The sequence below is a fragment of the Leifsonia sp. RCC_180 genome, from assembly GCF_058138205.1.
In genome coordinates this window covers 3,147,697-3,161,171 of record NZ_CP200340.1, presented here as the reverse complement: position 1 = coordinate 3,161,171, position 13,475 = coordinate 3,147,697, and the positions used below count along the sequence as shown (strand labels likewise).

Below are 13,475 nucleotides of genomic sequence, written 5' to 3'. Positions count from 1 at the left end.
TCTGCGTCCGCCTCATGCGAGGTCGCCGTCGGTCTGCGCGTCGTCCGGGTCCGCGCTGGCGACAAGGGCCAGGAGGGATTCGAAGCTCACGTCGTCGGAGTCGAGGGTGGCGATGACCTCGCGGTCGCGGAGGACGATGATCCGGTGGCCGACGCGCAGCACCTCCTCCAGTTCTGCGGAGATGAAGAGGATGGTCATCCCGGACTCCGCCAGCTCGCTGACGAGCCGCTGGATCTCCACCTTCGCCCCCACGTCGATGCCGCGGGTCGGCTCATCGAGTGCCAGGATCCGGGGAGACAGGGCGAGCAGCCGAGCGAGCATGACCTTCTGCTGGTTGCCGCCGGAGAGGGAGCCGGCAGGTCGCTCCGGGTCGGCAGGCCGGATGTCGAGCGCCTCGATCCAGCTCGCGGTGAGCTCGTCCTGGCGTGCGCGCGGGATGCGGCGCAGCCAGCCCCTCTCGGCCTGCAGTGCAAGCGTGATGTTCTCGCGGACGGTCAGCTCCCCGATGATGCCCTCGAGCTTCCGGTTCTCCGACGAGTAGGCGATCCCCGCACGCAATCCGTCGCGCGGTCCGGAGAGGTGGGTGGGAGCGCCGCCGACCAGGATCGCTCCCCCGTCGATGCCGTCGATCCCGGCGAGGAGACGGGCGAGTTCCGTCCGGCCCGAGCCGAGGAGACCTGCGAGACCGACCACCTCCCCTTCGTACAGGTCCACGTCCGCGGGCTTGAGCATGCCGCGCCGTTCGATCCGGTTCGCCGAGAGCACCGGGGTCGCACCTTCAACGCTCGGCTGAGCCTCGGGACGCACCTCCACGCTTTCGAGCTCCGCTGCCTCGCGTCCCAGCATCTTCTGCACGAGGTCGATGCGCAGCAGCTCCGTCGTCAGGTACTCGCCGACCAGCTCCCCGTCGCGGAGCACGGTCACCCGGTCGCAGATCTCGTAGACCTGCTCGAGGAAGTGCGAGACGAAGAGGATGGCGACGCCGCGCGACCGCAGCTCGCGGATCACCCGGAAGAGCTCCGTGACCTCGTCCTGATCGAGGCTCGACGTCGGCTCGTCGAGCACCAGCACCTTGAGGTCGGCGGAGACCGCGCGGGCGATCGCCACCAGCTGCTGCACTGCGAGTGAGTACGAGCCGAGGGGACTGGCCGGGTCGATGTCGAGGCCGAGACTGCCGAGCGCATCCCGCGCGTCGGACCGCATCCGTCCCCAGTCGATGCCTCCCCGTCGGCGCGGCTCGCGCCCGAGCATGATGTTCTCGGCGACGGTCAGGTTCGGCAGCAGGTCCACCTCTTGGTAGACGGTGCGGATGCCGGCCTTCTGAGCCTGCCGGGGGTTCGAGAACGTGCGCGGCACGCCATCCAGTCGCACGACGCCGGAGTCGAGCCGGATGACGCCGGTGATCGCCCGGATCAGGGTCGACTTCCCGGCCCCGTTCTCCCCCATCAGCGAGTGGACCTCGCCGGGGAACATCCGGAAGTCGACGTTCGAGAGCGCCGCGTCGCCCGCGAACCGCACGGATGCGCCGCTGACCTCCACGACCGGGTCGACATGCATCGTCGCCTCGCGCTCCTTGTCCGCCCTGGGTGACGCTGACCACACTACTATCGGCCGGTGCTCACTTCCTGCTGGTCCGGGCGACGATGAGGCGCTGGACGACGACGAACGCGAGCAGCAGGATGCCGATCGTGATCCGGGTCCACGACGCGTCGGCGCCGAGGAACGTGATGGACACCTTGATGACGCCGTAGACGAGTACGCCGACCAGCGAGCCGATGACGTAACCGCTGCCGCCGGTGAGCAGCGTGCCGCCGATGACGACGGCTGCGATCGTGTCCAGCTCCGTACCGATCCCGTTCAGGCTGTAGCCCGCCGCGGTGTAGGACGTGAACAGGAGGCCCGCGATCCCGGCGCAGGTCCCGCTGATCACGTAGACGAGGACACGGGTGCGTGCGACCGGGAGACCCATCAGCAGAGCGGACTGCTGGTTGCCGCCGACCGCATAGACCGTGCGACCGAAGCGGGTGTAGCCGAGCACCCAGATGGCCACCGCGACGACGAGCAGAGCGATGATGACCGTCGGCGTGATGTACCAGCCGCCGGCTCCCAGCTTCGTCGACTGCAGCCACAGCACCGCAGGCTCCTTGACCTGGATCGCCTCGAGGCTGACGACGAAGCACAGGCCGCGCGCGAGGAACATCGCGGCGAGCGACGCGATGAACGGCTGCACGTCGAAGTAGTGGACCATGATGCCGATGGTCAGGCCGAACAGGGCTCCCGCCGCGATCATGAGCGGGATCACCAGCGGCGTCGGGATGCCCGCGGCGAGCATCTTCGCCGCCAGAATCCCGGTGAAGGCCATGACCGCGCCGACGGAGAGGTCGATCCCGCCGCTCAGGATGACGAAGGTCATTCCGGCTGCGAGGACGATCAGGTACGCGTTGTCGACGAACAGCGACGACAGGATGCGCGGGGTGACGAAGGTGCCGAGATACAGCTGCCCGGCGGCGAGCATCAGGATGAGGATGGTCACCGCGGCGAGCACCGGCGCCCACGACGCCTTGTTCCTCAGCCGGTGACGCCAGCTGGGCGTGACGCGGACGGTGCGGGTGGGTTCGAGGATCGGGGTGGCGCTCATGCCGCGCTCCTTTCGGCTTCGGCGGGCGATACGGCGATGCGGGGCTGCGGTGGTCGCAGACGACCGAGCCAGGTGCGCACCCTCCGCGACTGCGAGAGGCAGACGATGATGACGACGATCGCCTTGAATACGGGCGTGACCGCCGGCGGGACGCCGAGGAACGTGATGGTGGACGTCAGCGTCTGCAGGATGAAGACGCCGATGACCGTGCCCGCGAGCGAGAACTTGCCGCCGGCGAGGGACGTGCCGCCGAGCACCACCGCGAGGATGGCGTCCAGCTCGATGTTCAGGCCGGCGTTGTTCGCATCCGCAGCCATGATGTTGGAGCTGTAGAGGATGCCGGCGATGCCGGCGAGTAGACCGCTGAGGCCGTACAGGCTCCAGACGATGCCGCGCGACCGGACTCCGGCGAGGCGGCTCGCCGACGGGTTGATGCCGACGGACTCCGTCAGCACGCCGAGCGCAGTCCGGCGCACGAGGAGGCTGATCACGATGATCGCGCCGATCGACACGATGAAGGCGAACGGCAGCCCGAAGACGTACCCCTGGGAGATGTACGCATAGGGAGTGCTCGTGATGGTCGTGATGAAGCCTCCGGTGATCAGCAGCGCGATACCGCGCCCCGCCAGCATCAGCACCAGCGTCGCGATGATCGGTTGGATGCCCAGCACCGCCACGAGGAAACCGTTCCAGAGCCCGAACAGCAGCCCGATCACGACGGCGGTGAGAATCGCCGCGCTCACCGTCCCGAGGCTGCTCGGCGAATCGGAGCCCTTGATGATCGTCAGCGCCACCGCGCCCGCGATCGCCATCTGCGCTCCGACCGACAGGTCGATACCGCGCGTCGCGATCACCAGTGTCATGCCGAGAGCGATGAGCATCAGCGGCGCGCTGTTGCGCAGGATGTCGATGAGCGACCCGTAGAGCTCGCCATCCTTGACGGTGATGCTGAGGAAGCTCGGGCGCGAGATCGTGTTCAGCACGATCAGCGCCAGGAGCGCCCCGATCGGCCAGACCAGCCGATGCTTGAAGATCGTCCTCATGCTGCGCCCTCCTTGGCGATCAGTGCGACGATGTCGTCGACATCCAGGTGACTCTCATTGTCCAGTTCGGCGATCTTCCGACGATCCCTCATGACTACCACCCGCTGCGACAGGCGCACCACTTCATCCAGTTCGGACGAGATGAAGATGAGAGCGAGACCTCCCGCGGCGAGCTCGACGATGAGCCGCTGGATCTCCGCCTTCGCCCCGATGTCGATGCCGCGGGTCGGCTCGTCCAGGATGAGCAGCTGAGGATCGGTGGCCAGCCAGCGCCCGAGCAGCACCTTCTGCTGGTTGCCGCCCGACAGGTTGCGGATCAGCGCGTGCGGATTGGCCGGCCGGATCCCGAGGGACTCCATGTACTTACCGACGATCCGCGACTGCTCCGCCTTCGGCACCCTCCTCAGCCACCCGCGCTTCGCCTGCACGCCCAGGATGAGGTTCTCGGCAACGGTGAGGTCGGCGATGATCCCTTCTTCCCTGCGGTCCTCCGACGAGAAGGCGATGCGCTGGTCGACGGCATGGCGCGGGCTGGTCAGTCGCGCAGCCGACCCTCGGACCGAGATGCGGCCGTGGTCGGCGCGATCGGCGCCGTACACGAGGCGCGCCAGTTCGGTGCGCCCGGAGCCGAGCAGGCCGGCGATGCCGACCACTTCGCCGTCGTAGACCGCCAGGTCGAACGGCTCGACCGAGCCCTTCCGGCCGAGCAGCGTGGCGCTCAGCACCGGAGCGCCCTCGCGGTCGACCGGCCGGTCGGCCGACCGGCCGATGGACTCGAACTCGGCCAGCTCCCGGCCGAGCATGGCCGCGATCAGCTCCGTGCGACTGATCGCGCCGACGGCGTACTCGCCGATGAGCCGACCGTTGCGCAGCACGGTGAGCCGGTCAGAAATCTCGTAGATCTGGTCGAGGAAGTGGGAGACGAAGAGGATGGCGACGCCGCGATCGCGCAGCGCCCGCATCACCGCGAACAGCTGCTCGACCTCGAACCGGTCGAGGCTCGACGTCGGTTCGTCGAGGACGAGGACCTTGCAGTCGACGACCACGGCCCGGCTGATGGCGACCAGCTGCTGCACGGCGAGGGAGTGCGACGAGAGCGGCGAGCGCGGATCGATGTCGAGGCCCAGCTCCCCGAGGAAGCGCGACGCCTCCTTGTGGGTGGCCCGCCAGTCCACACCGAAGTGTCCGCGCTTCTCGTTGCCGAGCATCACATTCTCGCCGACCGACAGGTTGGAGCAGAGGTTGACCTCTTGATAGACGGTGGCGATGCCTGCGTCCTGGGCGTCGGCCGTGCCGGCGAACGTCCGGGTCTCCCCGTCGACGGCGATGCGCCCGCTGTCGATCGGGTACACGCCGGTCAGCGCCTTGATCAGGGTGGACTTGCCGGCCCCGTTCTCGCCGAGCAGCGAATGGATCTCCCCCGGGCGCAAGGTGAAGTCGACCTGGTCGAGCGCTTTCACCCCGGGGAATGAGATGGAGATCTCTCGCATCTCGACGACGTTGTCGGTCACGTCCTGGGCCCTACTTTCTTGATCGAGAGGGCCACGGGACGCGATCGCGCCCCGTGGCCCGGCTCATCCGGTCAGTACTTGCGTGTCGGCAGCGCTTCCTTGGCGGCCGCCTGGTCGAACGCGAGGTCCTTCGCGGTGTAGGCCTTCTCGACCTTCTTGCCGTCGATCACGTCCTTGACCACGGACGCGACCTGCTCGCCGAGCAGCGGGTTGCACTCCACGACGTAGTTGAACTGGCCGTCGGCCAGGGCGGTGAGGCCGTCCTTGGTGCCATCGATCGTGACGATCTTGATGTCCTGGCCGGGCGTCAGGCCGGCGGACTTGATGGCGTCGAGCGCTCCGAGCCCCATGTCGTCGTTCTGCGCGAAGAGCAGGTTGATCTTCTTGCCGTACTTCTGCAGGAAGCCCTCCATGACGGTCTTGCCATCGGCACGCGTGAAGTTGCCCGTCTGCGAGTCCAGCGTGGTGATGGACGTGCCGCCGATGCTGGACGAGAAGCCCTTCGCCCGGTCGATCGCGGGGGCCGAACCGGTCGTCCCCTCGAGTACCACCATGTTCGTCGGGGTGCTGCCGACCGCCTTCGCAGCCCAGCTGCCGGCCGTCTCGCCTTCCTTCTTGAAGTCGTCGCCGATCCAGCTGGCGTAGAGGCTCGGGTCGGCGTCGATGGTGCGGTCCTCGAGGATCACCGGGATGTTCGCGTCCTTCGCCTCCTTGAGGACGTCGTCCCAGCCGGTCGTGACGACCGCGGCGATCACGATCGCGTCGACGCCCTGGTTGATGAAGCTGTGGACGGCGGCGATCTGGTTCTCGGGCTTGTTGTCGGCCGCGTTGAAGATCAGCTTGAAGCCGTTCTTCGACGAGAAGGCCTCCTTCATGGACTGGGTGTTGGCCGCCCGCCAACCGCTCTCCGAGCCGGTCTGCGCGAAGCCGACGGTGATGACCTTGTCGCCACCGCCCCCGCCCGCTCCACCGGCTCCACCCGCCGAGCAGCCGGTCAGTGCGACGGCCATGAGTCCGATGGCGGCGATAGCGCCCGCAAGTTTCTTCATTCCAAACCTCCTTGTTCGGGTACCGGACGTCGCCGGCGACAGTGCCTGCGAATCGGGATCCGAAGCAGGATGGTCGCAATGTTAGCCTTCACATTGGGGCCAGGAGCAACACTGTCGTGGTAACGATCTGGTAACGGCGGCTAGACGATCGGCAAGGGAACTAGGCACATTTGCGTGCCCTCGATCACTCCTGCTGCCCAAATGTGAGGGATCACAACGACCGAGGACAGGGAGCGGTCACACGGTCAACGTCTGAAGACCGGTCACCCGCAGCAGGTCGAGTCGCGCCTCATCCGTACTGCCCGCAGCGACCGTGTAGACGACGATCCGCAGATCGCTGCCGGGCACCGTGAGCACGTCGCAGTCGACCGTGATCGGGCCGGCCGGCGTGCCCGTCACGGTCTTGCGGCTCGACCGATGCTCCGCGACACGCGCCTCGGCCCAGCGGCGCTCGAACTCCGGCGACTCAGCGCGCAGCCGCGTCACGAGGTAGGCGAGGCCGGAGTCGTCCGGGTAGCGTCCCACCGCTGAGCGCAGGTCGGCGGCGAGGTCGCTCGCGAACTCCTCGGCATGCTGAGCGTCGTACTCGATGCCGCCGTGATCCGAGGTGAAGTGCCGCCAGACCAGGTTGCGCTCGATGCCGACGAAGCGGGACGGGTCGCCGTTCACCGCTGCCCAGAGCGGGTTCCACAGCAGGATGTCGTGGCTCGCCGTGAAGACGGCCATCGGCACGTCGCTCAGCCGGTCGACGATGCGCTGCACGCCGGGGCCGATGTGGCGGGGGACCATCCCGCGCGACGGGGGTGCCGCCCCGGCGACCCGGTAGAGGTGGTCGCGTTCGCCGTCCGTGAGCCGCAGCGCCACGGCCAGCGCTCCCAGCAGCTGCGGGGAAGGATTCGTCGCGCGCCCCTGCTCCAGGCGCACGATGTAGTCGACGCTGATACCGGCGAGGGCGGCCAGTTCTTCACGCCGGAGGCCGGGCGCGCGGCGGTGTCCACCGGCGGGGAGGCCGACGTCCGCCGGAGTGACCCGCGCGCGCCACGACCGAAGCACACTCGCGAACTCACTCATGAGATCCATCCTCCTCCAGAGGGGCCGGCCCAGAGTGGTACTGCCGATCCCACCGTCGAGGAGTGCCTGGGAGATCGGGCAGTGCGGGCGCAGGCTCTAAGGCATGACAACCACACTGATCACCGGGGCAAACAAGAGCCTCGGCCTCGAAACCGCCCGCCGCCTCATCGAAGCGGGTCACACCGTCTTCGCCGGAATGCGGGACACCGCCGGCGGCGACGCGGCGCGCGCGCTGGGCGCGCATCCTGTGCAGCTGGATGTCACCGACCAGGCCAGCGTGGAGGCTGCGATCGGGAGCCTGCCGCACCTCGACGTCCTCATCAACAATGCGGGCATCCTGGGCAGCTCGCACGGCGTGGACGACCTCACAACGGCCGCCATGGCCGCCGTGCTCGAGACGAACGTGGTCGGCATCGTCCGCGTCACCCAGGCCGCGCTGCCGCTTCTGCGGGAGTCGGCCAACCCGGTCATCGTCAACGTCGCCTCGGGCGTCGGCTGGCCGCGCTACCTGAGCGCGGAGGGCCACGACGAGTTCCCGGTGCGCGGCATCCCGTACGCCGCGTCGAAGGCAGCGGTCATCGCGCTGACCGTGCAGTACGCGAAGAACCTGCCGGGCTTCCGGGTGAACGTGAGCGACCCCGGCTACACCGCGACCGACTTCAACCGGCACAGCGGCCACCAGACCGTCACCGAGGGGACTGACGCGACCGTGGCGCTCGCACTGCTGGGCGCCGACGGACCGACCGGCGAGTTCCACAACCGGCACGGCCGGATCGAGTACTGAGCCTCGTCCGTCAGGCCGTGGTGACGTGGAGAATGACCACTCGCTCCGGGAGCGACCGCGGGATCTGGAGCCCGGCCACTCCGAGCGCCCGACCGCTGAGCACCACTCCTGACCCGTCCCCGTACCACTGCGGTTCGGCGCGCCCGCGGTCAGGCGTGCCGACGATCACCGGAGCCACGCGGTAGCGCTTGTCGGGGTCGAGGCCCGGCAGCGTGAACCGGCCGTGCGGAGATTCGTCCGATCGGCCCACGAAGGCGAGGAACATGAGCGCCTCCGTCTTGTCGGCGGATACCGCTCCATACAGCTGGAAGGCGGGATCGATCTCGTCCGCACGCACGAGGTCGCCGCTGTGCAGCAGGGCGCGGTGCTGCTTATAGAACTCGACCCAGTCGGCGAGGTCGTGGATGTCGCGCTCGCCCGCTCGCGCGAGGTCCCATTCGATGCCGAAGTGGCCGAACACCGCCGTTCCCGCTCGGAACGAGAGCTCGTGGGCACGCCCGGTCGTGTGGTTCACTCCTGAGCCGACGTGCGATCCGAGGAGCTCGGCCGGGAGGAGCTGCATCGTCCAGCGGTTCATCTGCTGGCGCTCGAGCGGATCGACGCAGTCGCTGACCCAGACGCGGTCGGTCCGTTCCAGGACGCCGAGGTCGACTCGGCCCCCGCCCGAGGAGCACGATTCGATCTCGAGCCCGGGAAAACGACGCTTCAGCTCGTCCATCAGTCGGTAAGCGGCCAGCGTCTGTTCATGCACGCCGGCCGCGCCCGTCGGGAACGTACCCGCGTCGATCAGGTCGCGGTTGTGATCCCACTTGATGTAAGCGATGTCGTACTCGGTGAGGATGCTCGTCATCCGGTCGAGGACGTGCTCGTACGCCTCAGGGATCCCCAGGTTCAGGACCTGCTGGTTCCGGGACCGGATCGGGAGGCGGCCACCGGTCTGCATGATCCACTCGGGATGCGCCCGAGCCAGCTCGCTGTCCTCGTTGACCATCTCCGGTTCGAACCAGAGCCCGAACTCCATGCCCTGCCCCCGGACGTGGTCGACGAGGGGCCCGAGACCATTCGGCCAGACGTCGGCGTCCACGGTCCAGTCGCCCAGGCCCCGGGTGTCGTCCCGGCGACCCGCGAACCAGCCGTCGTCGAGGACATAGCGCTCGACGCCAACGCCCGCCGCACGATCGGCGAGGCCGATCAGCCGGTCCACATCGTGGTCGAAGTAGACGGCCTCCCAGACGTTGAGCGTGACCGGGCGAGGGCGGGACGGGTGTGTCCCGCGCGCCCGCAGGAAGCGGTGGAAGCGATGCGCCTGATCGTCCAGCCCGTTCCCGTAGGCGCCGTAGAGCCACGGCCCGCGGTAACTCGCGCCCTCATCGAGCAGGATCTCGCCCGGGAGCAGCAACTCGCCCCCGCCGACCACCTGCGATCCTGTGGAGAGGCGCTCCGCGTAGTGCCGGTGATTGCCGCTGAAGGCGACGTGGACGCCCCAGACCTCTCCGTGCTCGAACCCGAAACCCGGCGTGCCGACGCTCAGGACCGTGGCTGCGTCGGAACCGGTCCGACCCTTCCGGCCTTCGCGTTCGTGAGTACCGACGACGAGTTCGCTGCGCTGCGGGATGCGCTCCTTGCTCCAGCGGCCGGCGAAGTCGAGGATCTCGCGGGCGCGTGCCGGAAGCGGAAGGGCGATGTTCAGTTCGGTCAGCGCGTAGACGCCATGCCCGAGGTTGCTCACGGTCGCACGGGCACGGAGCAGCCCACTCGCCAGGAATTCGAACTCCAGCGTGAGACCCAGCCCCGCCACCTGATCCTGCGCGTGGAACGTGACGATGGCCGGGCCCGCGTCCACGAGGCGCCCGTCGCGTCGCGGCTGGGTGCCGTCGGCGGTGACGACGGCGACGGACGCGACCGTGAACAGCGGCGACCAGCCGGCACCGCTCCGGTGGCCCGCGAGGCCGGGCCGGCCTTCCCACCCGGCGTGGTGCTCAGGGAGGATGGCCACCCGCACGGCCTGATCGACCACGTTCCCGGTGTCCGGCTCCTGGGCGGCGGCGGCCAGCGCGCTCACGCTCTCGGCGGTCTGCGGACCGAGCGATGCTCCCCAGTGCACGACCGACGGCAGCCGCGCCGCCGTGGCGTCGAGCACGACACTGACGCCGCCCGCGCTGAGGTGCAGCAGCAGATCCGGCGAGGCTGGGGTGGTCTTCGGCACGGAATCTCCATCGTCGAGGTGCATGGTCAGCGTGTCACAGGGCCGCGAATCGGAAGCCGAGCGAACGGGCTTCTGGACGCAGGAGGGCATCCGGCCAGACGTCGGGGCCGCAGGCGCGCGATCCGAGTCCGTTCTGAGCGGCGTCGAGATAAAGATACGTCGCAACCCGAGCGGGCAGCTCGTGCTGGTGGGTCGCTACGCCCACCTCCTCGGCAGTGTGTCGTGCGAGGGTGAAGCCCGGTCGTCGGCCGCGCGCATCCTGTTCCGCATCGATCCGGAGCCATTCACGTCCCCGCGCGAGGAGGTCGAGCCGTCGCAGATCGCTGCGGTGGCCGCTCTCCTGCGGCCACGCGTACGGAACGGTCAGCTGGTCGATCCCGGCCCGATAGCGACCGACGAGCACACCCCGCCGCGAGTCCGGATACGACTCCCCCGGCCCCGTGCCGAACCACTGGGCCTCATCGACCTCGAGCGGCAGGTCGAAACGGACTCCGAGACGCGGCCAGACGATGTTCCACCGGGAGCTCGGGATCAGCTGCACGCTGAGCCGTACCGTCGTTCCGTCCGTCTCCCACGATTCGTCGAGCGTCACAGCGACACGTGTGTCGGCAGCGGCCCAGCGGGTTCGCCGTTCGAGAGTGTCAGCGGTCCTCGTGACGTCGAGGACGCGAGAACGCAGCCGGTCGAGCCCTGCCTCTCGCCAGAGCGACGCGTACGAAGGCCCGGGGACCCCGAGCCCACGACCCTCCATCGGGTCGCTGACGTCGTAACTCCCCATGTGCGATCCGCCGTCGTTATCGGTCGGAGCGCGCCACAGCTGAAGGCGCGGGCCGGTGACGGGAGTACCAGCGAGGGCGATCAGCCGCCCGTCCGCGAACTCGGCCGGGCCGAGTGCGTAGCGACCGGTGACCTCCAACGGCTGCCGGCGGCCCGGACGCCTCACTGCGGCCGGCGACGTAGCCGAGACGGGCTCCTGGGGCGCGGACGGCAGAGGAGCCTGTGATGCGGCGAGCGCGTGGCCCGCCGCCGCCCACGGCGTGTCGGCCGTGAGCGCCGCCGTGACGGTGAACCAGACCTCGCCCAGGCCCCTGGCCAGAAGGTTCTCGTTGAGCACCACATCGACCACGACGGACTCGCCCGCGGGCAGTGGACGGCCGTCAGGACCCGCGACGTCGAGCACGCCGGTAGCGATCGTCGAGCCGTCGCGCTCGATCCGCCAGGCAAAGACCAGGTCACCGGTGTCCGCTGAATGACGCAGGTTGCTGACCGTCACTCTCACGTTCTGCTCGACGACATCGATGGCGAAGCGGATGGGTGCGGTCACCGCGGCAAACTCCACCAATCCCGGCGTCGGGGTGCCGTCGGACATGACCATGCCATCCATGCAGAAGTGGCCGTCGTGCACACCGCTATCGCCGAAGTCTCCGCCGTATCCGAAGAACTCGACTCCGTCGGGTGTGCGGGTACGGATGCCGTGGTCGCGCCACTCCCACACGAAACCACCGTGGAGACGGGGGAACCGGTCCACCAGGTTCTCGTAGGTTTCGATCCCACCCGGACCGTTGCCCATCGCGTGCACGTACTCGCAGAGGAGGAACGGCTTTGTGCGCTGGCGTGCGGACTGCGCCCCGGATGCGTTCAGAAGCAGCGCTGTCGACTCGCTGCCGATGCTCTCCACCTCGGCGATGGAGGCGTACATCCGCGAGTAGACATCGGTGTAATCGCCGGCGTGATCGCCTTCATAGTGGACCGGCCGCTCAGGATCGCGTGCATGGACCCACTCCGCCATCGCCGCGAGGTTCGCGCCGGTACCGGACTCGTTTCCGAGCGACCACATCACGATGCTGGGATGGTTCTTGTCCCGTTCGACCGTGCGCTCGATGCGGTCGAGGTAGGTCGCCCGCCAGGCCGGATCCTCGCTCGGGTTGTCCATCCATTCGTCTGTTCCCGGCTCGAACTGGCTGCCACCGTGGTGGAAGGCGTGCGTCTCGATGTCGCACTCCAGCATCACCCAGAACCCGAGCTCATCGGCGAGGTCGAGCACCCGAGGATGCGGCGGGTAGTGGGCCGTGCGGATCGCGTTCACGTTGTGGCGCTTCATCAACTCGAGGTCGCGGCGGACGAATTCCTCGTCGAATCCACGACCCAGGTCCGGATGGGTCTCGTGCCGGTTCATCCCGTGCAGCACGACCCGTCTCCCGTTGACGAGGAAGCGGTCGCCCACGATCTCGACGGTTCGGAACCCCAGCCGTAGCGCGATCGTCTCCGCGCCTCCCCGGCTGACCAGGGTCGCGTCGTACAGCCGGGGGCTTTCTGCCGTCCACGGCTGGACTTCCCCGATTCGGATCGGCGTGACCGCGGAGGCGTCCGCCCATTCCACATCGATGCCGAGGCCGGGGATCCGGAGCCGCACCGGGAAGGCTTCGTCCTCCGCGCGGAGCTCCGTCTCCAGGACTCCGGCGCCGTTCCGCTGGTCGTATCCCGCCCGCACCCACAGGTCCTCGATCCCGCCGAGCGGACGCGCCTGCAGCGTCACGTCGCGGAAGATGCCCGGCAACCACCACTGGTCCTGGTCCTCGATGTAGGTGGACGCGGACCATTGGTGCACGCGCACGGCGAGCGTGTTGAGACCCTCCCTGAGCGCCTCCGTCACGTCGAACTCCTGCGCCAGTCGCGACCCGGTGCCGACGCCGATCTCTGTTCCGTTCAGCCAGACCCTGTAGCGGGACTCGACCCCGTCGAAGCGCAGCGCGACCGCCTCGTAGACGTCCCGGTCGAGCCACCCCGCGGGCAGCGAGAACGTACGACGGTGGTCGCCGGTCGGATTCTCGTCGGGTGAGAACGGTGGATCCTGCGGGAACGGCAGCTGCACGTTGGTGTACTGCGGCGAACCGTACCGACCTTCCCCGTGCAGCACCCAGTGACTGGGGACGGGCAGGTCGTCCCAGCCCGAGTCATCGAATGCCGGGTCTGCGAACGACTCGGGCCCCTCACCCGCGGGCAGGGCGTCGGGCGCTCCCAGGCTGCAGGGGACCCCGGTCAGGAGGCGGAACCGCCAATCGCCGTTCAGCGAGATGGTCGGCGCATCCGAGTGCAGCCACGATCGGGCCGCGCGACGTCGGCCCCTTCCGGGGCCGACGTCGTTGAGGTAGTGAACCGTCTCCTGCATGTGT

General features: G+C 68.5%; 9 protein-coding genes. 1 reads left to right on the top strand and 8 read right to left on the bottom strand.

The window, feature by feature from the left end:
• Positions 1-12: 12 nt before the first annotated feature.
• The 6 genes from AB7E03_RS15620 to AB7E03_RS15595 all read right to left on the bottom strand — a co-directional run bounded on the left by AB7E03_RS15620 (position 13) and on the right by AB7E03_RS15595 (position 7,312).
• Entirely contained in the window at positions 13-1,557 is a 1,545-nt protein-coding gene (locus tag AB7E03_RS15620; RefSeq protein ID WP_489942252.1) for a sugar ABC transporter ATP-binding protein, read from the bottom strand.
• 61 nt (positions 1,558-1,618) lie between these two features.
• Entirely contained in the window at positions 1,619-2,638 is a 1,020-nt protein-coding gene (locus tag AB7E03_RS15615; protein WP_489942251.1) for an ABC transporter permease subunit, read from the bottom strand.
• On the bottom strand, positions 2,635-3,681 hold the full coding sequence (locus AB7E03_RS15610) for an ABC transporter permease (RefSeq protein ID WP_489942250.1): 1,047 nt from the start codon (positions 3,679-3,681) through the stop codon (positions 2,635-2,637). Before AB7E03_RS15610 ends, AB7E03_RS15615 begins: the two co-directional genes overlap by 4 nt.
• Positions 3,678-5,171, bottom strand: coding sequence for a sugar ABC transporter ATP-binding protein (locus tag AB7E03_RS15605; protein WP_489942926.1), 1,494 nt, complete (start codon positions 5,169-5,171; stop codon positions 3,678-3,680). The genes AB7E03_RS15610 and AB7E03_RS15605 overlap by 4 nt, the downstream gene beginning before the upstream one ends.
• A gap of 92 nt (positions 5,172-5,263) precedes the next feature.
• Entirely contained in the window at positions 5,264-6,241 is a 978-nt protein-coding gene (locus AB7E03_RS15600; RefSeq protein WP_489942249.1) for an ABC transporter substrate-binding protein, read from the bottom strand.
• A 237-nt stretch (positions 6,242-6,478) separates the two neighbouring features.
• On the bottom strand, positions 6,479-7,312 hold the full coding sequence (locus tag AB7E03_RS15595) for a helix-turn-helix transcriptional regulator (protein ID WP_489942248.1): 834 nt from the start codon (positions 7,310-7,312) through the stop codon (positions 6,479-6,481).
• A gap of 103 nt (positions 7,313-7,415) precedes the next feature.
• Here AB7E03_RS15595 and AB7E03_RS15590 point away from each other — a divergent pair, with 103 nt between their 5' ends.
• Positions 7,416-8,096 carry an SDR family NAD(P)-dependent oxidoreductase gene (locus AB7E03_RS15590; RefSeq protein WP_489942247.1) on the top strand — a complete coding sequence of 227 codons (681 nt, stop codon included), beginning with the start codon at positions 7,416-7,418 and terminating at the stop codon, positions 8,094-8,096.
• A 10-nt stretch (positions 8,097-8,106) separates the two neighbouring features.
• Here AB7E03_RS15590 and AB7E03_RS15585 read toward each other — a convergent pair whose 3' ends face one another.
• Together AB7E03_RS15585 and AB7E03_RS15580 are read right to left on the bottom strand one after the other, a co-directional pair.
• A complete protein-coding gene (locus tag AB7E03_RS15585; RefSeq protein WP_489942246.1) occupies positions 8,107-10,302 on the bottom strand; it encodes an alpha-galactosidase in 2,196 nt (731 codons plus the stop codon).
• A 34-nt stretch (positions 10,303-10,336) separates the two neighbouring features.
• Positions 10,337-13,471 carry a glycoside hydrolase family 2 TIM barrel-domain containing protein gene (locus AB7E03_RS15580; protein ID WP_489942245.1) on the bottom strand — a complete coding sequence of 1,045 codons (3,135 nt, stop codon included), beginning with the start codon at positions 13,469-13,471 and terminating at the stop codon, positions 10,337-10,339.
• Between the last annotated feature and the right edge of the window lie 4 nt (positions 13,472-13,475).

Bases quoted from the DNA above. Each gene is read 5' to 3' on its own strand.
- AB7E03_RS15620 (WP_489942252.1), bottom strand. From the start codon at position 1,557: ATGCATGTCGACCCGGTCGTGGAGGTCAGCGGCGCATCCGTGCGGTTC.
- AB7E03_RS15615 (WP_489942251.1), bottom strand. From the start codon at position 2,638: ATGAGCGCCACCCCGATCCTCGAACCCACCCGCACCGTCCGCGTCACG.
- AB7E03_RS15610 (WP_489942250.1), bottom strand. From the start codon at position 3,681: ATGAGGACGATCTTCAAGCATCGGCTGGTCTGGCCGATCGGGGCGCTC.
- AB7E03_RS15605 (WP_489942926.1), bottom strand. From the start codon at position 5,171: ATGCGAGAGATCTCCATCTCATTCCCCGGGGTGAAAGCGCTCGACCAG.
- AB7E03_RS15600 (WP_489942249.1), bottom strand. From the start codon at position 6,241: ATGAAGAAACTTGCGGGCGCTATCGCCGCCATCGGACTCATGGCCGTC.
- AB7E03_RS15595 (WP_489942248.1), bottom strand. From the start codon at position 7,312: ATGAGTGAGTTCGCGAGTGTGCTTCGGTCGTGGCGCGCGCGGGTCACT.
- AB7E03_RS15590 (WP_489942247.1), top strand. From the start codon at position 7,416: ATGACAACCACACTGATCACCGGGGCAAACAAGAGCCTCGGCCTCGAA.
- AB7E03_RS15580 (WP_489942245.1), bottom strand. From the start codon at position 13,471: ATGCAGGAGACGGTTCACTACCTCAACGACGTCGGCCCCGGAAGGGGC.